We start from the raw sequence: 21,783 nt of genomic DNA, 5'->3' as shown, positions 1-21,783 counted from the left end.
GTGCACGGCGCCGGGCCGCCACCCGTTAGCGTCGGCGCCGGACCGAGCGGGAGGTGCGGGTGATCGACAAGCGGGTCGCGTCACTGGCCGACGCCGTCGCGGGCATCGAGGACGGCGCCACCGTCCTGGTCGGCGGCTTCGGCGCGTCCGGCGTCCCGGTGGAGCTGGTGCACGCGCTGCTCGACCGGGGGACCACCGACCTCACCGTGGTGACCAACAACGCCGGCTCCGGCGAGACCGACGTGGCCGCGCTGCTGCGCGAGCGGCGGGTGCGCAGGATCGTCTGCTCGTACCCGCGGTCGACCGGGTCGGTCTGGTTCGAGGAGCGCTGGCGGGCCGGCGAGGTGGAGCTCGAGCTGGTGCCGCAGGGCACGCTCAGCGAGCGGATGCGGGCCGCCGCCGCCGGTCTCGGCGGGTTCTTCACCCCGACCGGCGCCGACTCTCGGCTGGCCGAGGGCAAGGAGGTGCGCGTGATCGACGGACGGCGGCACGTGTTCGAGGAGCCCCTGCGCGGCGACGTCGCCCTGGTCAAGGCGGCGCGCGCCGACCGCTGGGGCAACCTGGTCTACCGCACGGCGGCGCGGAACTTCGGCCCGACGATGGCCGCGGCCGCGGCGCTGACCGTCGTCCAGGTGGACGAGTTCGTCGAGCTCGGGGAGCTGGACCCCGAGGCGATCGTGACGCCGGGGATCTTCGTCGACCGCGTCGTGCGGGTGGGTGCGGCGTGAGGGGTCTGGAGCTGCGCCTCGACATCCGGGCGGTCGCCCGGCGGATCGCCCGCGACATCCCCGACGGCGCCTACGTCAACCTCGGCATCGGCCTGCCCACGCTGGTGGCCGACTGCGTCGGGGACGACAAGGAGGTCGTCTACCACTCGGAGAGCGGCATCCTCGGGATGGGCCCAGCGCCGGCACCCGGCGAGGAGGACCCGGAGCTGATCAACGCCGGCAAGCAGCCGGTGACCCTGCTGCCCGGCGGGGCGTTCTTCCACCACACCGACGCCTTCCTCATGATGCGCGGCGGGCACGTGGACGTGACCGTGCTGGGCGCCTTCCAGGTGTCCGAGACCGGCGACCTGGCCAACTGGGCCACCGACGACGCCACCCACCCGCCGGCCGTCGGCGGCGCGATGGACCTCGCCGTCGGCGCGAAGCGGGTGCTGGTGCTGACGACGCACACGACGAAGGCCGGCGAGCCCAAGCTCCTGCCGCGCTGCAGCTACCCGCTGACGGCGGCCGGCGTGGTCGACCGCGTCTACACCGACCTCGCCGTCCTCGACGTCACGCCCGAGGGGTTCCGCGTGCGCGAGATGGTGGCCGGGCTGACCCGGGAGGACCTGCAGGGCGCCACCGCGGCGCGGCTGTCCTTCACCGACGACCTGGGCGTGCTGGCGCCCTGACCTCCCCGCGCGAGATCTGCACACCGGTGGCGTCCGGCGCCCCGACGACCACCACTGTGCAGATCTCGCGGGGTCTCAGACCGCCGTCGCGGCGCGGGCCTCCTGCGCGAGGGCGGCCAGCGCCTGCTCGAAGCACTCCCGCGGCGGCTGCACGAGGCCGGCGCCGACCTGCCCGGTGCCGGCCACCCGCCCCGCCATGCCGGTGTTGATCTGCGGCAGCCAGCCCGTGCGGGCCACGGCGAGGACGTCGATGCCGGTCGGGGCGCCACGGAAGCCGAGCACCGGGATGGCCATGGCCGGGTTCTCGGCGAGGGCGAGCTGGTACATCCGCTCGGTGGTGGCCAGCGCGTCGGGCACGGTGCCGCCGACGAACCGCACGATCGCGGGTGCGGCGGCCATCGCGAACCCGCCGACGCCGTAGGTCTCCATGATCGCCGAGTCGCCGATGTCGGGGTTGGCGTCCTCCGGGCCGTAGTCGCCGAGGAACAGACCCACCGGCGTCTGTGCGGGGCCGGTGAACCAGCGGTCGCCGGTGCCGGCGGTCTGCACGCCGAACTCGGTGCCGTTGCGGCTGAGCACCGTGACCATCGTCGAGCCGGGGACGTCGCGGGCGGCGTCCATCGCGAGCTTCGCCGTCGGCATGCCGAGGTTGAGGAAGAAGTGCTCGTTGCCGCCGATGAAGCGCAGCGCCGCGGCGACGTCGGCCGAGGGTGCGTCGAGTGCCACCAGCGCCGGCGACAGCTCCCGCAGCGCCATGAGCGAGCCCGCGCGGTTGCGGTTGTGGCCCTCGTCGCCCATCTGCAGCATCTGCGCGAGCACGGCCCTGACGTCGAGCGGCTCGGGCATCGACCGCACCGCGCGGGCCAGCAGCGGGCCGAGGACGTCGCGCATCCAGGCCAGCCGGGTGAGTACCTCCTCGCCGAAGGCGCCCATCCGCAGCACCTTGCCCAGGCCCTCGTTGAGGTTGCAGTAGGCCCGCCCGCCGTTCACCGGGTCCTCCAGGCACCAGGTCCACATCGACGGGCTGGTCACCCCGGCCATCGGGCCCACCGCGGAGTGGTGGTGGCAGGGGTCGAGCGCCACGGCGCCCGACGCCAGCAGCCCCTCGGCTTCCTCGACGGTGGACGCCCAGCCCTCGAACAGGCACGCACCGACCAGCGCGCCGCGCATGGGCCCCGACGCCGCCTCCCAGGTCAGGGGCGGGCCGGAGTGCAGCAGGGTGCGGTCGGTCAGGCCGAGCGCCTCCCGCGCCGGGCGGACGTCGACCAGCCGCGACCCGGCGGCCAGCACCCGCTCGACCGCCGTCCGGTTGGCCGCGGCGCGGCGCGGGTCGAGGGCGAGCGCGGCGAGGTCGGCGGGGTCGCCGAAGGCCGGCGGCCGCCAGTCGACGTCGGTGACCTCGGCCCCCTGGGCGCGCAGGGCGGCGGAGAAGACGTCCACCCCCGCGGCGACGACGGCCGGCGGCCCCTCGAGCAGGTTCACCGGGCGGCTCCCAGCAGGTCGAGCGCGTGCCGGGTGGCCTGCGCGTTGGAGGCGAACACGGCCGCGCCGGCCGCGGCGAGGGCGTCGGCCTGGCGGCTCCAGCCCTGGGGGTCGGCCTCGGTGCCGACGAGCGCGACGACCGCCGGCAGGCCGGCCGCCACCAGCGCGGGGGCCAGCGCGGCCGCCGGGTCGGGATCGGCGCCGTGACCGAGGACGACGTCGAGCAGCAGCACCGCCGGCTCCCCGGACGCGGTCAGCCGCTCGATCGCCTCCAGCCGCAGCGTCGGGTCGATCATCGGGTGCGCGCGGCCCACGGTGAGGGCGTCGTCGCCGAAGTCGACGACCACGTGCCCGCGGGCGGACAGGTCCGTCCCGAGGTCGAGCTCGGGCCGCAGAGGCGTGTTGGACCGGACGTCGCCGAGCACCGGCGCGGCCAGCAGCATCGCCTCGTCGGCCAGCGTGCCGCCGGAGTAGTAGCCCTTGAGGACGGCGCCGGGCGGCGCGCCCCGGCGGCCCGGCCGCGACGGCCAGTCGGGGACGGCGACGCCGAGGTCGGCCAGCAGCGCCTCGACGACGGCGGTGAGGTCGGGTGTCCCGGGACCGAGCACCGCCGACCGCACCGGCGTGGCCAGCGACCCCGCCGTCCGCGCCACCGCCTCGGCCACCGACGGCGCCGGCGGCTTGGAGACGACGAGCACCCGCTCGGTGGCCGGGTCGGCGTCGAGGGCCGCCAGCGCGTCGAGGGTGGCCAGCCCGCCGACGGCCGCGGACAGGTCGCGCCCGCCCACGCCGAGCACGTGGCTCACGCCGACGCCGGCCGCGTCGAGCAGGCAGGACACCTGCTGCGCGCCGGTGCCCGAGGCCGCCACCACCCCGACCGGGCCGGGGCGGACGACGTTGGCGAAGCCGAGCGCCACCCCGGACACGATCGCCGTGCCGCAGTCGGGGCCCATGACGAGCACCCCGGTCTGCCGGGCCGCCCGCTTGAGCGCGACCTCCTGCTCGACCGGGACGCCGTCGGAGAAGACCAGCACGCTGCGGCCCGCGGCGACGGCGTCGGCGGCCTCCAGCGCGGCGTAGGGGCCGGGCACGCTGACGACGGCCAGCGCGGAGGCGCCGTCGAGGTCGTGCAGCGCGGCGCCGACGGTGCGGGCCGGCGGGGCGTCGGCGGCCGCCCGGGAGCGCTCGCGCTCGGCGAGGGCGGTGTCGACGGCCGCCACGGCGGCGGCCAGCGCGTCGTCGTCGGTGGCGGTGATGCCGACGAGCAGCTGCTCGGGCGAGGCGGGCTCCCCGGGCGCGAGCCCCATGCCCGTGGCGAGCTCCACGTTGAGCGGGGTGGCCATGGCGACGAGGACGGCCCGCACCCCCTCGCGCGCCCCGACGTCCCGGCTGACCTGCATGAGGCGCACGGAGTCGGCGTAGACGCCGCCGCGCAGGGAGACGTGCCGGACGCCTGGTCCGGGTGCCGGTGCACTCACCCCGCCGACCGTAGCGGGCGGTCCCTCAGTGGTGAGAGACCCGGTACGGCAACGAAACGACCATTTAGCGCTGAGGCACTTCCACCCGCCGGTACCCCGTGACAGATTGACGGCCTCCCGGGGGGCGACCGCACCTCCCGGGCCTGGTCAGCCCCTCGAGGAGGTCCCGATGGCGTTCGGGTGGAAGCTCTACGCGGGCGGCAAGACGCCGCCGCTCGGCGAGGCCGTCGCCCCCGACGAACGCCTGTCGTGGCCGCGGACGATCGGGATCGGCGCCCAGCACGTCGTCGCGATGTTCGGGGCGACCTTCGTCTTTCCCCTGATCATGGGTCTGGACGCCAACCTCGCGATCATGATGAGCGGCGTCGCGACGATCGTCTTCCTGCTCATCGTGCAGGGGAAGGTGCCGAGCTACCTGGGCACCAGCGCCGCCTTCGTCGGTGGCGTCGTGGCCATCCGTGCCAACGGTGGGGACTCCGGCGACGTCGTCGGCTCGATCCTCGTCGCCGGCGTCGTCCTCGCGCTGGTCGGCGTGGCCATCCACGTCGTCGGGGCCCGGGCCATCAACGCCGCGCTGCCGCCGGCCGTCACCGGTGCCGTCGTCATGCTGATCGGCTTCAACCTCGCCCCGGTCGTCGCCGGCGTCTACTGGCCGCAGGACCAGTGGGTCGCGCTGGCGACCATGGTCTTCGTCATCGTCGCCTCGCTGCTGCTGCGCGGGTTCTGGGCCCGCATCTCCATCCTGCTGGGCCTGGTGTTCGGCTACCTGCTGTCGATCCTGCTCGACGTCACCGTCGGCCAGATCACCTCACCCGACGGCACCGGGGAGATCGTCACCCGCGACCGGATCAACTTCGACGCCGTGGGCCAGGCCGACTGGGTCGGCCTGCCGCAGTTCACCGCGCCGAGCTTCTCGGTGAACTTCAGCCTGCTCGTGCTCCCGGCGGTCATCGCGCTCGTCGCCGAGAACGCCGGACACGTCAAGGCCGTGGCCGCGATGACCAAGCGCGACCTCGACCCGGTGATGGGGCGGGCGATCTTCGCCGACGGCGTCGGCACCGTCGTCGCCACCTCCGTCGGCGGGTCCCCGACCACCACCTACGCGGAGAACATCGGCGTCATGGCCGCCACCCGGGTCTACTCGACCGCGGCCTACTACGTCGCGGCGGTCGTGGCGATCCTGCTCGGCCTGTGCCCGAAGTTCGGCGCGCTGATCAACATCATCCCGGGCGGGGTGCTCGGGGGGATCACCGTCGTGCTCTACGGGATGATCGGCCTGCTCGGCGCGAAGATCTGGAAGGAGAACCGGGTCGACTTCGCCAACCCGATCAACCTGGTGCCGCTCGCCGCGGGGATCATCATCGCGATCGGCAACGTGACCCTCCAGATCACCGACACCTTCCCGCTCAGCGGCATCGCGTTCGGCACGATCGTCGTCGTGGCCGGCTGGCACGTGGCGCGGGCGGTCGCCCCCGCGGAGATGAAGGCCGCGCTCGTGGAGGAGCGCGGGTTCGCCGAGGGCACCGGACCGGCGCTGGGCCACACCGGGCGGCACGCGGTCACCGCCGACCCGTCGTCGGTCGACCATGTGGGCCGGCCCGGCGTTCCCGGCACCCGGACGTCCGGCAAGGACATGCTCGAGAAGTGAAGCCACCGCCCTTCCGGTACGCGGACCCCGACTCGGTCGACGAGGCGCTCGACGTCCTCGCCGCGGAGGGCGACGGCGCCAAGGTGCTCGCCGGCGGGCAGTCGCTGCTGCCGCTGCTGGCGATGCGGCTGGCCGCACCGGCGACGCTGGTCGACGTCAACCGGGTGCCCGGGCTCGACCGGGTCGAGGCCAGCGCCGGCGGCGTCCGCGTGGGCGCCCTGGTGCGGCACGCCGGGCTGCTCCGCGACGCCGGCGCGGCCGGCGTCCAGCCCCTGCTGGCACGGGCGACGGCGAACGTCGCCCACCCGGCGATCCGCAACCGGGGGACGACGGTCGGCTCGATCGCGCACGCCGACCCCTCGGGTGAGCTGACCGCGGTGCTGGCGCTCACCGGCGGGTCGGTGACCGTGGCGCGGCCGTCGGGGCGGGCGGAGGTCGGCTGGCAGGACCTGTTCGTCGGGCCGCTGGAGACCTCGCTGAGCGGCCCGGCGGTCGTCGTCGACGCGTTCTTCCCCGCGCTGCCGGAGCGGTCGGGGACGGCGTTCGCCGAGATCGCCCGGCGCAAGGGGGACTACGCCGTCTGCGGGGCCGCCGTCGTCGTCACGCTCGACGAGGACCGCCGGGTGGCCGGTGTCCGCGCGTCCTACCTGTCGGTCGGGCTGGTGCCCGAGGTGCACGACCTCACCGAGGCGGTGGCCGGCAAGCCGGTCGACAGCGCCGACTGGGCCGCCGCCGGGGCGCTGGCCCGCACCCTCGTCGACCCCGACACCGACCTGCACGCCACGGCCGACTACCGGCGGCTGCTGGTCGGCGTCCTGACCGAACGCACGCTCGCCGAGGCCGCCGCGGAGGCGGCCGGGAGGACCGCCGCATGACCTCGATCGACACCGAGCGGACCGTCTCGCTGACGGTCAACGGTGTTCCACGTGAAGCGCGCGTGCCGGTGCGCCGGGTGCTCGCCGACGCGCTGCGCGACGACCTGGGGCTGACCGGCACGCACGTCGGCTGTGCGCACGGCGTCTGCGGGTCGTGCACGGTGCTGGTGGACGGCGAGCCGGTGCGCTCCTGCCTGGTGCTCGCCGTGCAGGTGGACGGCGCGGCGGTGACCACCGTGGAGGGCCTGGCCCGCGACGACCACCGGGGCGGCCAGGTGCTGCACCCGGTGCAGGAGGCCTTCCGCGAGTGCCACGCGCTGCAGTGCGGCTACTGCACCCCGGGGTTCCTGGTGACCATCGCCGCGGGGCTGGAGGCCCGGGACGCGGCGCAGGAGATCACCGAGGAGGAGGTCGACGAGCTCGTCGGCGGCAACCTCTGCCGGTGCACCGGCTACGCCAACATCAAGAAGGCCGTCCGGCACGCGGCCGCGACCATGCGCGAGGACGCCCGGTGACCACGAAGCTGTTCGGCGAGCCGGTCCGCCGGCGCGAGGACGCCCGGCTGATCACCGGGAGGGGCCGCTACCTCGACGACATCGGGGCCGGCGCACTGGCCGCGGCCTTCGTGCGCAGCCCGCACGCGCACGCGCGCATCACCGACGTCGACGTCGAGGGAGCGCTGGACGTCGAGGGCCTGGTCGCCATCTACACCTACGAGGACCTCACCGGCCCGATGGCCGAGCCGCTGCCGGTGCTCATCCCGCACCCGCAGCTGCACGCGCCGCGCACCGGCCACCCGCTGGCCGACGGCGTGGTGAACCACGTCGGCGAGCCGGTGGTGATGGTCGTGGCCACCGACCGGTACGTGGCCGAGGACGCCGCCGAGCGGATCGTCGTCAGCTACGAGGAGCTGCCGGTCGTCGTCGGCATCGACACCGCCCGCGCCGCCGAGTCGTGCGTCCACCCGGACGTCCCGGACAACGTCGCCGCCCGGCACCACCAGGAGACCGGCGACGTCGAGCCCGCGCTGGCCGCCTCGCCGCACACCCTGACCTTCACCCAGACCATCGAGCGCAGCGCCTGCACGCCGCTGGAGGGCAAGGGCGTGCACGCCCGCTGGGACCCCGACGACGGCAGCCTGCGCGTCTACTCGAGCACCCAGGCCTCCACGTCGGTGCGCGCGGCGATCGCGGCGAAGCTGGAGCTGTCGCTGGACCGGGTCGAGGTCATCGCGCCCGACGTCGGCGGCGGCTTCGGCGTCAAGATCGTGCACCCGTGGCCCGAGGAGCTGCTGGTGCCGATGGCGGCCATGCGGCTGGGCCGCGAGGTCAAGTGGGCCGAGGACCGCCGCGAGCACTTCGTGTCCAGCGCGCACGAGCGCGGGCAGCGGCAGCAGGTCACCGTCGGGTTCGACGACGACGGCCGCCTCACCGCGCTCGACGTGCACGTCTGGCACGACAACGGCGCCTACACGCCGTACGGGATCATCGTGCCGATCATCACGGCGACCCAGCTGGTCGGCCCGTACGTGATCCCGGTGTACCGGGTGGTGGTCGAGAGCCTGTACACGAACACCGTCATCGTCACGCCCTACCGCGGCGCGGGGCGGCCGCAGGGCTGCTTCGCGATGGAGCGGACGATGGACCGCATCGCCGACTCCCTGGGCCTCGACCGCGCCGAGGTCCGCCGGCGGAACCTGATCACGCCCGACCAGTTCCCCTACGACCACCACCTGACGTTCCAGGACGGCCGGCCGGTGGTCTACGACTCCGGCGACTACCCGGGGCTGCTGGAGAAGCTGACCGCGCTGGTGGGCTGGGAGTCGGTGGAGGAGCGCCGGGCGGAGGCGACCGGGCGCGGGAAGCTGCTCGGCGCCGGGATGGCGCTCTACGTCGAGGGCACCGGGCCGGGCCCCTACGAGGGCGGGCACGTGCAGGTGCTCGGCAGCGGCAAGGTGCTGGTCTCCACCGGGCTGACCTCGCAGGGCCAGGGCCACGAGACCGTGTTCGCCCAGATCGTCGCCTCCGAGCTCGGGGTGCCGATGGAGGACGTCGAGGTGCACACCGGGGACACCCGCCGCTTCGGCTACGCGGTGGGCACGTTCGCCTCGCGGGCGGCGGTGATGAGCGGCAACGCGGTGGCGCTGGCGGCCCGCGGCGTGCGCGAGAAGGCGCTGCGGATCGCCGCCGAGGTCCTGGAGGCCGACCCGTCGGACCTCGAGATCGACGAGGGCCTCGTCCAGGTGAAGGGGACGCCGGGGGCGTCGATCCCGCTGCGGACGGTCGCCGTCCTGTCCAACCCGCTGCGCTACGCCTTCGACGAGGCGGCCAAGCAGGCGACGCAGTTCGCCACCCACGACGACACGAAGCCGCCGGTGGCCCCCGGTGACGCGCCGGGCCTGGAGCACCGCGACTACTACTCGCCGCTGCGCTCGACGTTCGCCTCGGGCGCGCACGCCGCGGTGGTGGAGATCGACCCGCAGACGTGGGAGATCGACGTCGTCCAGTACGCCGTGGTGCACGACTGCGGCAACGTGGTGAACCCGATGATCGTCGAGGGGCAGGTGCACGGCGGCGTCGCGCAGGGCGTGGGCGGGGCGCTGTACGAGCGGATGGCCTACGACGCCGACGGGCAGTTGCAGAACGCCTCGTTCATGGACTTCCTCGTGCCCTACGCCTCCGAGGTGCCCGACGTGGTCATCGACCACCAGCAGACCCCCTCGCCGCTCAACCCGCTGGGCATCAAGGGCGCCGGCGAGGCCGGGGTCATCCCGGGGTCGGCGGCGCTGGCCTCGGCGATCGAGGACGCGGTGGGCCGGCGGGTCGCGGCGATGCCGATCTCGCCGTCGGAGCTCTACGACCTGGTGCGGGACGACACGGCGGAGCGGACGGCGGCGTCCGCCCGCAGGACGGGAGCGACGGCGTGAACCTCGACGGCTCGGCGGTGCTGCACGGGAGCCAGGACGACGTCTGGCGGGTGCTGACCGACCCGGAGGTGCTCGCGCGGACGATCCCGGGGTGCCTGTCGCTGTCGCGGGTGGGCGAGGACTCCTACCGCGTGGACGTCGCGGTGGGCGTCGGCGCGGTCAAGGGCACCTACGCGGGAGAGGTGCGGCTGTCCGACCAGCAGCCGCCGCGGTCCTACGTCATGCACGCGTCCGGGGCCGGGGCGCCGGGCAACGTCCGGGCGACCGTGACGATCGAGCTGACGCCGTCCGACGAGGGGACGACGACGCTCACCTACTCGGCCGACGCGGTGGTCGGCGGGCCGGTGGCCGGGGTGGGCCAGCGGATGATCACCGGCGTCGCCAAGCGCATGGCCGGCCAGTTCTTCACCGCCGTCGACGCCGAGCTGACCGGTGCCGCGGCGCCCCGCCCCTCGGCCGCCGCGGTGAGCTCCACGGACGCCGCGGCACCGGCTCCGGCCGCCGCTCCCGTGCCGGCGCCGCAGGTGTCCACCGGTACGGCGGCCGCCGCGCCGTCCTCCGACCTGCGGACCCTGGCCGTCGGCGCGGCCGGCGGCGCCGGCCTCACGCTGCTCGGCGTCGTCGTCGGCTGGCTCCTCGGCCGCCGCCGGGACTGACGAGCACACGCTGACGGCCCCCTCGATGGGATCGAGAGGGCCGTCAGCGGGTGGTGGTCGTGCGGGTCAGGCCACCGAGCGGCGACGGGTGACGAGCACCCCGGTGACTGTGGAGACGACCACCCAGCCGGCGATCACCGCGATCGGCGTGGTCGCCGCCCCGTGCTGCGCCAGCGTCACGACCGCGCCGGCCGGGTCGAGCCTGGCGGCGATCTCCGGCTCCACCGAGTTCAGCACCGGCAGGATGCCGAGCACCGTCAGGTAGGTCCCGGTCAGCGCCGCGGCCGAGTTGCCGACCGCCGCACCGATCCCGGCGCCGATGACCGTGAACGCCGCCCCGGAGGCGATCACCGCGGCCACGGCCTGACCGGCCGCGAACCAGGTCACGCCGGTGGTGAACAGGGCGAGCGCCCCCACGGCCAGCCCGACACCCACGGACGCGAGCACCAGGCCGAGCAGCGCCATGGCCGCGGCCTTCGCGGCCAGCACCCGCCCGCGCCGGGGGACGAGCAGGTAGGTCGTCTGCACGCTCCGGTGCGTCCACTCCCCCGCCGTCGAGAGGACGCCGAGGGCGAGCAGGACCAGGGCGATGAGCATGCCCATGATCCCGAGGGCCATCGCGGCGGCGACCGCGCCGCCGCTGGTCGTGGTGGCCAGGAGGACGCCGAGCGGGCCGACCAGCACGGCCAGCGCGGCCACCGACCTGCCGGAGCGGGTGGACAGGGACTTGCGGACCTCCAGGCCGGTCAGCGCCGGGAAGGAGGGCCCGGTCCGGCGGGCGGTCGACGCGGGGGCCGGGACGACGGCGGTGGCGGTGGCCGGGGCGGTGGTGGTGCTCATGTCAGGTGCCTCTCGGGGCGGAGTGGTCGTGCGCGGGGTGGTCGTGTGCGGGGTGGTCGTGCGCGGGGTGGTCGTGGTGGCGGTCATGACGCGTCGGTGAGCTGGAAGAACAGCTCCTCCAGGCCCTGCTCGGAGGGCCGCAGGTCGACCAGGGCGTGGCCACCGGCGGCCGCCAGGGCGCCGATCCGGTCCGGCGAGGCACCCGGGACGACGAGGACGCCGCCGTCGCGGTGCTGGACCTCGAGCCCGGCGGCCCTGAGCGCCGGCTCGAAGGACGCTGCGTCGGCCGGCCGCACCGCCGTCCCGTCGCCGGCCAGGAGCTCGTGGATCGGGCCGTCGGCGACGATCCGGCCGGAGCCGATGACCAGCAGGCGGTCGACGGTGTGCTCGACCTCGCCGAGCAGGTGGCTCGACAGCAGCACCGTGCCGCCGCGGGCCGCGTGGCCGCGCAGGAGGTCGCGCATCCAGCGGATGCCCTCCGGGTCCAGGCCGTTGGCCGGCTCGTCGAACATGAGCACCGGCGGGTCGGCCAGCAGCGCCGCCGCGATCCCGAGCCGCTGCCGCATCCCCAGCGAGTAGCCGCCGATCCGGCGACCGCCCGCGGCGGTGAGGTCGACCATCTCCAGCACCTCGTCGACCCGCGGAGCCGGGACACCGATGGTCGAGGCCAGCAGCCGCAGGTGCGTCCGCCCGGTGCGTCCGGGGTGCACCGCGGCGGCGTCGAGCAGGGTGCCCATGACCGCCCCCGGGTTGGGCAGCGACGTGTAGGGCCGGCCGGCCACCAGCGCGGTGCCGGACGACGCGGGCACCAGCCCGGTGACCATCCGCATCGTGGTGCTCTTGCCGGCGCCGTTGGGGCCGAGGAAGCCGGTCACCGTGCCGGGCTCCAGCTCGAACGACACCTCGTCGACGACCCTCCGGCCGCCGTAGTCCTTGGTCAGTCCGCTGACCGTGATCATCGCCGAGCTCCTCGCCTCGTCCTGCTGTGGTGGTGACGCACAGAGAACCGCGGCGGGCTCCTCTTCCGCGTCAGCCGGGAGCTTCGAACGCGCTGGTCGGAGGTCTCGTCCCGGTCATCCGAAAGTCGACGTCGGCAGTCGTCCCGCGGCCGACCCGCGCGACCGGACCACCGTCCTACGCTGCTGCGCCATGGGGCTCCGCGCGCGGCTGCGGCCGGGCCTCTCCGCGCGCGGTGTGTGGTTCGAGGTGCTCCTCGCCGTCCTCGGCGCGTTCAGCGTCGGCGCGATCGAGTGGACGTCCGGCCCCGCCCCGGTGCCCCTCTCCGTCACGGCCGCGGCGTCGATCGGCGTCGGCCTGCTGCTGCTCTTCCTGCGCCGGCGGGCACCGCTGGTCCCCTTCCTCGCCGCCGCCGCGGTGGGCGCCGTCGCCCCGGCCATCGGCGGTGCGATCCCGCTCGGCGCCTACGCGGTGGGCCGCTACACCGGCGGCTGGCCCGCCCGGGCCGTCGCCGGCGTCGCCGGGTCGGTCGCCGTCAGCCAGCTCTGGACCGGCCACTCGATCGGCGACGTCGTCGGCGGGCTGGCGGGCGTCGCGTTCGTCGTCCTGCTGCCCGGGACCATCGGCGCCTGGGTGCGTGCCCGCGCCGACCTGATGACGGCGCTCACCGAGCGCGCCGAGCGGGCCGAGGCCGAGCGGGAGCTGCTCGCGCGCGAGGCGATCGCCGCCGAGCGCGCCCGCATCGCCCGGGAGATGCACGACGCCGTGGGTCACCGGGTGAGCCTCATGGTGCTCCAGGCCGGCGCCATCGAGGTGGCTGCCGCCGACCGGGAGCGGGTCGAGCAGCTCGCCTGCCACGTGCAGCTGGCCGGCCGGCAGGCGCTCGACGAGCTGCGGCAGGCGGTCGGCGTCCTGCGCGCCGGGGACGACGACGCCGCGCCGCTCACCCCGCAGCCCGGCCTCGACGACCTCGGGCGCCTGGTGGAGGAGTGCCGCGCCGCCGGGATGGTGGTCGAGCTGACCGGTCCCGCGGCCGACGCCGCCCCGGTCGAGCCCGCCGTCTCCCGGGCGGCCTACCGCATCGTGCAGGAGGCGCTGACCAACGCCGGCAAGCACGCGCCCGGTGCCCCGGTGCACGTCGACGTGACCCGGGAGCCCGGCCGGCTCGTCGTCCGCGTGGTCAACGGGACGCCGACCGAGCCCGCCGGCCCGGGCTCCGGCGGTGGCTTCGGCCTCGTCGGGCTCAGCGAGCGGGTGCGCACGCTGGACGGCCGGCTGCGCACGGAGCGCCGCCTGGACGGCGGCTTCGGGGTCGAGGCGGTGATCCCGGCGTGACGATCTCGGTCCTGCTCGTCGACGACGAGGAGCTGGTGCGGTTCGGGCTGCGGACCGTGCTCGAGGCGGCCGGCGACCTCACCGTGGTGGGGGAGGCCGGCGACGGGCTCGCCGCGGTGCGCGCCGTGCAGGAGCTGCGGCCCGACGTCGTCCTCATGGACATCCGGATGCCGCGCAAGGACGGGCTGGCGGCGACCCGCGAGATCCTCGCGCTGCCCGATCCGCCGCAGGTCGCCGTCCTCACGACCTTCCACGCCGACGAGTACGTGTACGCGGCGCTGGCCGCCGGGGCCGCGGGCTTCCTGCTCAAGGACACCCCGCCGCGGGAGATCGCCGCCGCGGTCCGGGCGGTGGCCGACGGCACCGCGACGCTGTCGCCGAAGGTCACGGCCGCGCTCATCGAGTCCTACGTCGACCGGCGGGCCGCGCCGCGCAGGGCGCAGGCGCTGCGCCGGATCCAGGGCCTGTCCGAGCGCGAGCGCGAGGTGCTGCAGTTGCTGGGCAGCGGGGGGTCCAACGCCGAGCTGGCCGGGCGGCTGTTCGTCAGCGAGGCGACCGTGAAGACCTACGTCTCCCGGCTGCTGGCCAAGCTCGACCTGGCCAACCGCACGCAGGCCGCCATCCTCGCCCACGAGGCGGGCCTGCTGGAGGGCTGAGCCGGAGGGTCACGCGACCTCCAACGGGATGCCGGTCTCCCGCTCGGAGACCCGCCACAGGACGTCGATCTGCTCCTGCAGCCGCCAGCGCCGCAGCACCGGCCGCCGGACGGCGGGGCCGCGGGAGCCGTACCGGGGGGCGTACAGCTCCCCGCCCCGGGCCCGCGGGTCGGTGGCGGCCCGCAGCTGCGGCCGGACGCCCTCGAACGGCGACGTCCCCGACCGCGCGGTGAGCAGCTCGAACACCGGCCCGAGCTGGCCGGCGCCGCCCTCGCGGACCGCGCGGGCCTGCAGGTCGGTGTTCGTCAGGCCCGGGTGCGCGAGCAGGCTGGCCGCCGCCACGCCGGCGGCGGCGAACCGCTGCTGCAGGCCGAGGCCGAAGTGCAGGTTGGCCATCTTCGACCGCGCGTACGCGCTCCACGCCCCGTAGCCCCGCTCGAGGTGGACGTCGGCCGGGTCCAGCCGCCGGGCCCGGTGCCGCGCCGTGCTGGTCACCGTCACCACCCGCGCCGCCGGTGCCCGCAGCAGCGCCGGCAGCAGGTGCGCCGTCAGCGCCCAGTGCCCCAGGTGGTTGACGCCGAACTGCTCCTCGAAGCCGTCGGCCGTCGTCCGCCGCGGCACCGCCATGACGCCCGCGTTGTCGACCAGCAGGTCCACCCGCTCGTGCCGGTCCAGCACCGAGCGCGCGGCGGCCGCCACCGAGGACAGGTCGCCGAGGTCCAGCGGCACCGCCTCCAGCGACGCCGACGGGGCGCTCAGCCGGATCCGCGCCACCGCGGCCCCGGTCCTGGCCGGGTCCCGGGCGGCCAGCACCACGTGGGCGCCGGCGCCTGCCAGCGCCAACGCCGTCTGCAGGCCCAGGCCGCCGTTCGCGCCGGTCACCACCGCCGTGCGTCCGGTGAGGTCGGGGACGTCGCGCTCGGTCCAGGGCATGCCGGACCCCTACCCGGCGCGCGCCTCCGCCCGCACGGCGACGGCGGTGAGCAGCTCCCACCGGATGGCCGAGCTCCCCGGCCGGACGGCGAGCCAGTAGAGGCCGAAGCGCCGCCGCGTCCCCGCGTCGGTCGCGACCACCCGCGTCTCGCAGCTCAGCCGCGTGCCCCCGAGCGCCGGCGTCAGCCGGAACTCCATGCCGACCTTCACCCAGCCCGGTTCGGCCCACTCCCGGACGCCGGCCGCGTCGAGGACGGGCGGGCGCTTGCCACCGGCCGGCCGCCAGGCCTGCAGCACGCCGCCGAAGACGACGTGCGAGGGCGGGTCGGACGCCAGTTCCGGGATGGGCACCACGTCGAGGAGGGTCCGGTCCAGGCCGCCCCGCCGGCGTCCCCTGCCCGTCAGCAGCACCGGCAGGGCCCGCGCGGCGCCGAGCAGCAGCGTGACCGGCAGCGACGAGAGCCGCAGCCGGTGGAGCTCCTCCCACACCACGGACGGCGGCGCGTCGATCACCCGCGACTGGCGGGTGACGTGGTCGGCCACCGGCACCACGTCGTCGAGGTCCATGCGACACCTCCCCCGCCCAGGATGCCCGCCGCCGGGCGTCTCCGGCGGGCCCGAGCACCCGCGCACGGCCCCCTCGCCGGGATCGGGAGGGCCGGGCACGGGTGTCCGGTCCGGCGAGGAGTCAGCCGTCCAGGCCCCAGGAGACGATCGTCCGCGGGTGGATGCGGATCAGCGCCTCGCCGTCGGCCGGTTCGACCGGCTCGGCGTCGCCCTGCACCACCACCGAGCGCGGACGCCAGGGCGGCAGGACGTCGTCGACCACGAAGGCGGCGCGCGGGTTGGCCTGCACGTCCCGGTACTTCCGGGTGGCCGCGAACCGCCGGCCGGTGACGTCGATCGTGCCCAGCTCGGCGTTGTAGGCCCAGCCCACCGGCACGACGTGCGGCTGCCCCGACGCGTCCGCGGTGGCCAGCCGGCCGAGCCGCCGCTCGCCGAGCAGGTAGCCCAGCTCGGCGTCGCTGAAGCGGGCGCCTCCGCTCGTCCCCGCGGTCACCGCACGGCCCGGGGCAGCAGCGGGACCAGCACCGCGGCGACGGCGAGGTGCAGCGTCACCAGGACGGCGACCGACGTCGTGTCCTGCCCCGACGACAGCGGCCCGCCGAGGGACAGCACCAGGACCGTGAGTGCCACGGCGCGCCACACGGGCACCGGGCGGCGGGCGGACCGCAGGAGGACGCCGAGCAGCGCCGCGCCCAGGAGCCCGGCCACCACGGCGGCCGCGACGACGGCGCCCGGCCCCGGCTCCTGCGCCTGCCCACCCGTCGCGACCCGGACGTCGGCGCCGAGGAGCGGCACCGCCACCACCCACACGAGCGCTGCGGCGGCCGCACCGGCGAGCACGGTCAGGGCCGCGGGACCCGGGGCCAGGCGCCGTCGCACGGGGGTCGGCGAGGTGGTCGAGGTGGTCATGGCACGCTCCTTCGCATCCGGTTCGTTAGGCTCCTAACGAGATGCAAGAGGTTAGGCGCCTAACCATTCGACGGCAAGAGGGGTCGCCCGTGGACTTCGCCCGCGCCAAGCAGGTCAACGACGCCGTCCGCACGCTCGCGATGCGCCACCGGGCCGCCGCGGCGCAGCTGCTGGCACCGCTCGGCCTGCACCCGGGACAGGAGGTGCTGCTCCTCGAGCTGCACGCCTCCGGCCCGCGCACCCAGGCGCAGCTCGCCGCGGCCAGCGGCTGCGAGCCCCCCACGATCACCGGCAGCGTCCGCCGGCTGGAGGCCGCCGGGCTCGTCGTCCGCCGGCCCTCCCCCACGGACGGCCGGGCGACCATCGTCGAGCTGTCCGACCGCGCCCGGTCCCTCCTGCCCGCCCTCGAGGACGCGTGGTGCGAGCTCGCCGCGCGCACGCTGGCCGCGGTCTCCACCGACCCGGACGGGCTCACGGCGACCCTCGCCGAGGCCGCCGAGGGTCTGCGGCCCCCGGGCTGAGACGCGGAACCTCCCCGGCGTGGCGCGGGCGGCACGCCGGGGACGGCGAGACAAGACGCCTTCGATACCGCACAGTGAGTTCCGCATCACCCCTCGTGGATGATGAGCGGAACGGTTCCGTCTGCCGGAGTGGTCCCGGCGACACACGGTGCCGGTCGGGGGACAGGGACGTCCACGGGGGAGGACGCGTGCTGCTGGAGTGCTCGGAGGCCGCGCGACAGGTCGAACGGCTGCTGCGGACGGCGCGCAGCAAGCTCGACCTCAGCGTCGCGTTCCTCAGCCGGATCGACGACACCGCCCGGACCGTGCAGGTCGCCGACTCCGCGGTGCCGGAGTTCCGCGCCGGCTACTCGGGCCCCCGCGACAGCGGCTTCTGCCTGGCCGTGGTCGAGGGGCGCCTGCCGCGCGTCATCCCCGACGTCCGCCGCGTCCCGGAGGCCGTGCGCCTGCACCCGGGCGACCTGCCGCAGATCCGCGCGCACGTCAGCGCGCCCGTCGTGCTCAGCGACGGGGCGGTCTACGGCACCTTCTGCGCCTTCGGCCTGGCCACCGACCCCGAGGTGTCCCCGCGCGACCAGGCCCTCGTCGAGGTGCTCGCCGACGCTGCGGCCCTGGTCATCGAGCCGGAGGTCCGCCGGGCCCAGCGGCAGGCCGAGATCAACGACCGGCTCGCCTCGGTCGTGGCCGGAGGCGGCCCGCAGGTGCTGCTGCAGCCGATCGTCGACGTGCGCACCGGCGCCCGCGTCGGCGCCGAGGCCCTCAGCCGCTTCCCCGCCGAGTGGGGCCGCGCGCCCGACGTCGTCTTCGAGGAGGCGCACAGCGTCGGCGAGGGCGACCGCCTCGAGCTGCTCGCCCTGGCCCGCGCCGCCGCGCTGCTCGACCGGGTGTCCGGGTACGTGTCGATGAACGTCTCGCCGCAGACCCTGCTGACGCCGGCCTGCGGCGACCTGCTCGCCCGGCTGCCGCTGCACCGCGTCGTCCTGGAGCTCTCCGAGCACGACCCGGTCGAGGACTACACCGCCCTCGACGCCGCCCTGGCCCCGCTGCGCGCGGCCGGCATGCGGCTGGCCATCGACGACGTCGGCGCCGGCTTCTCCAGCCTGCGGCACATCGTGGTGACCGCCCCCGACGTCCTCAAGATGGACCGCAGCATCGTCAGCGGCGTCGACGCCGACCCGGTCCTCGCCCGGCTCGCCCGCTCGCTGGTCGACTTCGCCCACGGCGTCGGCGTCGTCGTCGTCGCGGAGGGGGTGGAGACCCCGGCCGAGCACGCCGTCCTGCGCTCGCTCGGCGTGGACGACGGCCAGGGCTGGCTCTTCGGCCGCCCGGCGCCCGCGGACGCCCTCGCCGACGCCGGCACGGTGCTCACCGCGGCGTCCCTCGCCTCCTGACGGGGCGAGGGACGCCGTCCCCGCGCGCGGTGGCGGACGTCAGCCGGCGCGCAGCGCCGGGTAGTCGGTGTAGCCCTCGGCACCCGGCGCGTAGAACAGGTGCGCCCTCGGCTCGTTCTCCGGGTGCTGCCCGGCCCAGCGCTCCACCAGGTCGGGGTTGGCGATGACCGCCCGGCCGACGGCGACGACGTCGGCGTGCGCGGAGTCGACGAGCGCCACGGCCTCGTCGCGGGTGGTCACCGAGCCGAAACCGCTGTTGACCATCAGCGGCCCGTCGAAGCGCCGGCGCAGCTCCTGCACCAGGTCGCCGGCCGGCTCGCGGTGCAGCACCGACAGGTAGGCCAGCCCCAACGGGCGCAGCCGGTCGAGGAGGGTGCCGTAGGTGGCGAGGACGTCGTCGCGGTCGGTCTCCAGGACGTCCTGGATGTCGTGCTCGGGCGAGATCCGCAGGCCCACGCGGCCGGGGCCGATCGCCTCGGCCACCGCGGTGACGACCTCGACGACGACGCGGGCTCGGTTCTCCGGCGAGCCGCCGTACTCGTCGTCGCGCACGTTGGACGTCGGCGACAGGAACTCGTGCAGCAGGTAGCCGTTGGCGCCGTGGATCTCCACGCCGTCCAGGCCGGCCTCGACGGCGCGCTGCGCGGCGCGCACGAAGTCCTGCACGGTCGCGCGCACCTCGTCGGTGGTCAGCGCGTGCGGCACCGGGTAGGGCTGCTTGCCCTTCTCGGTGTGCCCGGCGCCGTCGATCGCCAGGGCGCTCGGTGCGACGACGCGGTGGCCGCCGTTGACGTCGGGGTGGGTGACCCGGCCGCCGTGCATGACCTGCGCGAACAGCCTGCCGCCGCGGGCGTGGACGGCGTCGGCGACGCGGCGCCAGCCCTCCACCTGCTCGTCGGTGACGAGGCCGGGCTGCCCGACGAACGCCTTGCCCTCGATGTGCGGGTAGGTGCCCTCGGTGACGATCAGGCCGAGCGAGGCGCGCTGCGCGTAGTAGTCGACGACGAGGTCACCGGGGACGCCGGCCCGGCCCGACCGCATGCGGGTCAGCGGCGCCATCGCGACGCGGTTGGCCAGCTCGACGTCGCCCAGGGCCACGGGTGAGAAGAGGTCCACGGGGGTTGCGACACCGGCCGGGCTCGGACCATTCCCCGGTGCGTCCCGGCTCACAGGCGGCAGGATGGCCCGGTGACGCTCCTCGCCTCCGCCGTCGAGGGCTGGTCGCCCGGGCCGGTGACCGCCACCGCCCGCATCGGGGCGGGTCCGGCCGCCGCGTTCGCCGCGCTGCTCGACCAGCCCGCCCCGCCGCTGGCCGACGGGGACCCGCTGCCCCCGGGCTGGCACTGGTTCGCCTTCCTCGACCACCCGGCCACCGCCGACCTCGGCGAGGACGGCCACCCCCGCGCCGGCGCCTTCCTGCCGCCGATCCCCCACCGGCGCCGGATGATCGCCGGCGGGCGGCTGGAGGTCACCGCACCGCTGCGCGTGGGCAGCACCGTCACCCGCACCTCCGGGCTGGCCCGGTGCGAGCCCCGCAGCGGGCGCAGCGGCCCGATGCTGCTGGTCACCGTGCGCAGCGAGTACCGGGAGGACGGCCGGCTGCTGCTCATCGAGGAGCAGGACGTCGTCTACCGGTCCCAGGAGGCCGGCTCCTCCCCCGCACCGGCCGGGACGGGGACCCCCGCGCCCGGCGGCGACGGCCCGGCGGTCGAGCTGCGGCCCGACGAGGCGGTGCTCTTCCGCTTCAGCGCGCTGACCTACAACGCGCACCGCATCCACTACGACCACCCCTACGCGACGCGGGTCGAGGGTCACCCGGGGCTCGTCGTGCACGGTCCGCTGCTCGCGCTGCTGCTGCTCGAGGTCCCGCGGCGGCACACCCGCGACCGCGCCGTCGCCTCCTTCGCCCACCGGCTGACCCGGCCGGCGTACGCGGGGACGCCGGTGCGCGCCGTGGGCCGGGCCGACGGCGACCGGCTGGAGCTCTCCGCCGCCGCGGCGGGCGCGCCGTCCTCCGTCACCGGCACCGCACTGCTCACGGGAGGGGACCGGTGACCGTGCTGAGCACCGAGGAGCAGGCCGTCGTCGACACGGTGCGGACCTTCGTCGACCGCGAGGTGCGGCCGGTGGTGCGCGAGCTCGAGCACTCCGACACCTACCCGGAGGCGCTGGTCCAGCGGATGAAGGAGCTCGGCGTCTTCGGCCTGGCGGTCCCGGAGCCGTGGGGCGAGGCGCCGGTGTCCATGCCCTGCTACGCGGAGGTCACCGCCGAGCTGGCCCGCGGGTGGATGTCGCTGGCCGGCGCCATGGGCGGGCACACCGTCGTCGCCAAGCTGCTGGTCGCCTTCGGCACCCGTGAGCAGCAGGACCGCTGGCTGCCCGCGATGGCCACCGGCGCGGTGCGGGCCACGATGGCGCTCACCGAGCCCGGCGGCGGGTCGGACCTGCAGGCGATGCGGACCGTCGCGCGGCGCGACGGCGGGGAGTGGGTGGTCGACGGCGCGAAGACGTGGATCACCAACTCGCGCCGCTCGCAGCTCATCGCGCTGCTGTGCAAGACCGACCCGGACGCGCAGCCGCGACACCGCGGCGTGTCGGTGCTGCTGGTCGAGCACGGCCCGGGCCTGACCGTGTCGAAGGACCTGCCCAAGCTCGGCTACAAGGGCGTGGAGAGCTGCGAGCTGGTCTTCGACGGGTACCGCGCGCCGGCCGACGCCGTCCTCGGGGGCGAGGAGGGCCGGGGCTTCGCGCAGATGATGACCGGCCTGGAGACCGGCCGGATCCAGGTGGCCGCCCGCGCCGTCGGCGTCGCGCAGGCCGCCTTCGACGACGCGCTGCGCTACGCCCAGGAGCGGGAGAGCTTCGGCCGGCCCATCTGGCAGCACCAGTCCGTGGGCAACCTGCTCGCCGACATGGCCACCTCGCTCACCGCCGCCCGGCAGCTCGTGCGGCACGCCGCCGAGCGGTACGAGACCGGGCGGCGCTGCGACCTGGAGGCCGGCATGGCCAAGCTGTTCGCCTCCGAGACGGCGGTGAAGGTGGCACTCGACGCCATCCGCGTGCACGGCGGCCACGGCTACTCCACGGAGTTCGACGTCGAGCGCTACTTCCGCGACGCGCCGCTGATGATCGTCGGCGAGGGCACCAACGAGATCCAGCGCGACGTCATCGCCCGCCAGCTCGTCGCCCGCGGCGGCCTCGGCTGAGGCG

At 75.7% G+C, this 21,783-nt stretch carries 22 protein-coding genes; 13 read left to right on the top strand and 9 right to left on the bottom strand.

From position 1 onward, the window contains the following. Positions 1 to 59: 59 nt before the first annotated feature. Complete coding sequence (locus BMZ33_RS17365; RefSeq protein ID WP_091113554.1) at positions 60 to 728, top strand: 3-oxoacid CoA-transferase subunit A; 669 nt, start codon at positions 60 to 62, stop codon at positions 726 to 728. Beyond that, a complete protein-coding gene (locus BMZ33_RS17360) occupies positions 725 to 1,399 on the top strand; it encodes a 3-oxoacid CoA-transferase subunit B (protein WP_169064493.1) in 675 nt (224 codons plus the stop codon). The genes BMZ33_RS17365 and BMZ33_RS17360 overlap by 4 nt, the downstream gene beginning before the upstream one ends. A 75-nt stretch (positions 1,400 to 1,474) precedes the next feature. On the opposite strand, the gene BMZ33_RS17355 is transcribed toward BMZ33_RS17360, so the two are convergent. Further along, positions 1,475 to 2,881 (bottom strand): YlbE family protein, encoded by a 1,407-nt coding sequence (locus BMZ33_RS17355; protein WP_091113550.1) that lies wholly within the window; start codon positions 2,879 to 2,881, stop codon positions 1,475 to 1,477. Continuing rightward, positions 2,878 to 4,359, bottom strand: a complete 1,482-nt coding sequence (locus BMZ33_RS17350; RefSeq protein ID WP_169064492.1) for an AllF/FdrA family protein — start codon at positions 4,357 to 4,359, stop codon at positions 2,878 to 2,880. The genes BMZ33_RS17355 and BMZ33_RS17350 overlap by 4 nt, the downstream gene beginning before the upstream one ends. 169 nt (positions 4,360 to 4,528) lie before the next feature. Between BMZ33_RS17350 and BMZ33_RS17345 the strand changes: the two genes are divergently transcribed. From BMZ33_RS17345 to BMZ33_RS17325, 5 genes are read left to right on the top strand one after another with little or no spacing between them, the layout of a single operon-like run. Further along, positions 4,529 to 6,007 carry a uracil-xanthine permease family protein gene (locus tag BMZ33_RS17345; RefSeq protein ID WP_091113546.1) on the top strand — a complete coding sequence of 493 codons (1,479 nt, stop codon included), beginning with the start codon at positions 4,529 to 4,531 and terminating at the stop codon, positions 6,005 to 6,007. After that, positions 6,004 to 6,882 (top strand): FAD binding domain-containing protein, encoded by an 879-nt coding sequence (locus BMZ33_RS17340; RefSeq protein ID WP_091113543.1) that lies wholly within the window; start codon positions 6,004 to 6,006, stop codon positions 6,880 to 6,882. Before BMZ33_RS17345 ends, BMZ33_RS17340 begins: the two co-directional genes overlap by 4 nt. Continuing rightward, entirely contained in the window at positions 6,879 to 7,397 is a 519-nt protein-coding gene (locus BMZ33_RS17335) for a (2Fe-2S)-binding protein (RefSeq protein ID WP_091113539.1), read from the top strand. Before BMZ33_RS17340 ends, BMZ33_RS17335 begins: the two co-directional genes overlap by 4 nt. Then, positions 7,394 to 9,808: an aerobic carbon-monoxide dehydrogenase large subunit gene (cutA, locus tag BMZ33_RS17330; protein WP_091113536.1), complete on the top strand. Its 2,415-nt coding sequence runs from the start codon at positions 7,394 to 7,396 to the stop codon at positions 9,806 to 9,808. The genes BMZ33_RS17335 and cutA overlap by 4 nt, the downstream gene beginning before the upstream one ends. Continuing rightward, positions 9,805 to 10,464 carry an SRPBCC family protein gene (locus BMZ33_RS17325; RefSeq protein WP_091113533.1) on the top strand — a complete coding sequence of 220 codons (660 nt, stop codon included), beginning with the start codon at positions 9,805 to 9,807 and terminating at the stop codon, positions 10,462 to 10,464. Before cutA ends, BMZ33_RS17325 begins: the two co-directional genes overlap by 4 nt. 66 nt (positions 10,465 to 10,530) lie before the next feature. Here BMZ33_RS17325 and BMZ33_RS17320 read toward each other — a convergent pair whose 3' ends face one another. Together BMZ33_RS17320 and BMZ33_RS17315 are read right to left on the bottom strand one after the other, a co-directional pair. Then, entirely contained in the window at positions 10,531 to 11,304 is a 774-nt protein-coding gene (locus BMZ33_RS17320) for a hypothetical protein (protein WP_091113529.1), read from the bottom strand. 83 nt (positions 11,305 to 11,387) lie between these two features. Beyond that, entirely contained in the window at positions 11,388 to 12,263 is an 876-nt protein-coding gene (locus BMZ33_RS17315) for an ATP-binding cassette domain-containing protein (RefSeq protein ID WP_091113526.1), read from the bottom strand. Between the two features lie 190 nt (positions 12,264 to 12,453). On the opposite strand from BMZ33_RS17315, the gene BMZ33_RS17310 reads away from it, so the two are divergent. Next, the gene (locus BMZ33_RS17310; protein WP_091113522.1) at positions 12,454 to 13,596 is read left to right on the top strand and encodes a sensor histidine kinase; all 1,143 of its coding nucleotides are present in this window, start codon (positions 12,454 to 12,456) and stop codon (positions 13,594 to 13,596) included. Continuing rightward, on the top strand, positions 13,593 to 14,252 hold the full coding sequence (locus tag BMZ33_RS17305; protein WP_091113518.1) for a response regulator transcription factor: 660 nt from the start codon (positions 13,593 to 13,595) through the stop codon (positions 14,250 to 14,252). The genes BMZ33_RS17310 and BMZ33_RS17305 overlap by 4 nt, the downstream gene beginning before the upstream one ends. A gap of 9 nt (positions 14,253 to 14,261) precedes the next feature. Here the strand turns inward: BMZ33_RS17305 and BMZ33_RS17300 are convergent, their stop codons facing one another. The 4 genes from BMZ33_RS17300 to BMZ33_RS17285 form a co-directional block, all read right to left on the bottom strand. Continuing rightward, entirely contained in the window at positions 14,262 to 15,185 is a 924-nt protein-coding gene (locus BMZ33_RS17300) for an oxidoreductase (protein WP_091113515.1), read from the bottom strand. 9 nt (positions 15,186 to 15,194) lie between these two features. Next, positions 15,195 to 15,752: a hypothetical protein gene (locus tag BMZ33_RS17295; protein WP_091113512.1), complete on the bottom strand. Its 558-nt coding sequence runs from the start codon at positions 15,750 to 15,752 to the stop codon at positions 15,195 to 15,197. Between the two features lie 121 nt (positions 15,753 to 15,873). Then, positions 15,874 to 16,245, bottom strand: a complete 372-nt coding sequence (locus tag BMZ33_RS17290; RefSeq protein ID WP_091113508.1) for a PPOX class F420-dependent oxidoreductase — start codon at positions 16,243 to 16,245, stop codon at positions 15,874 to 15,876. After that, a complete protein-coding gene (locus BMZ33_RS17285; protein ID WP_169064491.1) occupies positions 16,242 to 16,661 on the bottom strand; it encodes a DUF6069 family protein in 420 nt (139 codons plus the stop codon). The genes BMZ33_RS17290 and BMZ33_RS17285 overlap by 4 nt, the downstream gene beginning before the upstream one ends. Positions 16,662 to 16,750: 89 nt before the next feature. Between BMZ33_RS17285 and BMZ33_RS17280 the strand changes: the two genes are divergently transcribed. Next, positions 16,751 to 17,182, top strand: coding sequence for a MarR family winged helix-turn-helix transcriptional regulator (locus tag BMZ33_RS17280; RefSeq protein ID WP_091113503.1), 432 nt, complete (start codon positions 16,751 to 16,753; stop codon positions 17,180 to 17,182). 188 nt (positions 17,183 to 17,370) lie between these two features. After that, positions 17,371 to 18,573: a sensor domain-containing phosphodiesterase gene (locus BMZ33_RS17275; protein ID WP_091113500.1), complete on the top strand. Its 1,203-nt coding sequence runs from the start codon at positions 17,371 to 17,373 to the stop codon at positions 18,571 to 18,573. Between the two features lie 39 nt (positions 18,574 to 18,612). Here BMZ33_RS17275 and BMZ33_RS17270 read toward each other — a convergent pair whose 3' ends face one another. Beyond that, on the bottom strand, positions 18,613 to 19,689 hold the full coding sequence (locus BMZ33_RS17270) for an alkene reductase (protein WP_091113497.1): 1,077 nt from the start codon (positions 19,687 to 19,689) through the stop codon (positions 18,613 to 18,615). Between the two features lie 72 nt (positions 19,690 to 19,761). Here BMZ33_RS17270 and BMZ33_RS17265 point away from each other — a divergent pair, with 72 nt between their 5' ends. Continuing rightward, positions 19,762 to 20,628 carry an HTD2 family dehydratase gene (locus BMZ33_RS17265; protein ID WP_091113493.1) on the top strand — a complete coding sequence of 289 codons (867 nt, stop codon included), beginning with the start codon at positions 19,762 to 19,764 and terminating at the stop codon, positions 20,626 to 20,628. After that, positions 20,625 to 21,779 carry an acyl-CoA dehydrogenase family protein gene (locus BMZ33_RS17260; protein WP_091113490.1) on the top strand — a complete coding sequence of 385 codons (1,155 nt, stop codon included), beginning with the start codon at positions 20,625 to 20,627 and terminating at the stop codon, positions 21,777 to 21,779. Before BMZ33_RS17265 ends, BMZ33_RS17260 begins: the two co-directional genes overlap by 4 nt. Positions 21,780 to 21,783 lie beyond the last annotated feature (4 nt).

The sequence above is a fragment of the Geodermatophilus dictyosporus genome (assembly GCF_900115505.1).
Taxonomy (GTDB): Bacteria; Actinomycetota; Actinomycetes; order Mycobacteriales; family Geodermatophilaceae; genus Geodermatophilus; species Geodermatophilus dictyosporus.
Note: the sequence above shows the minus strand (reverse complement) of the source record. Positions and strands in the feature narration are given on the sequence as shown.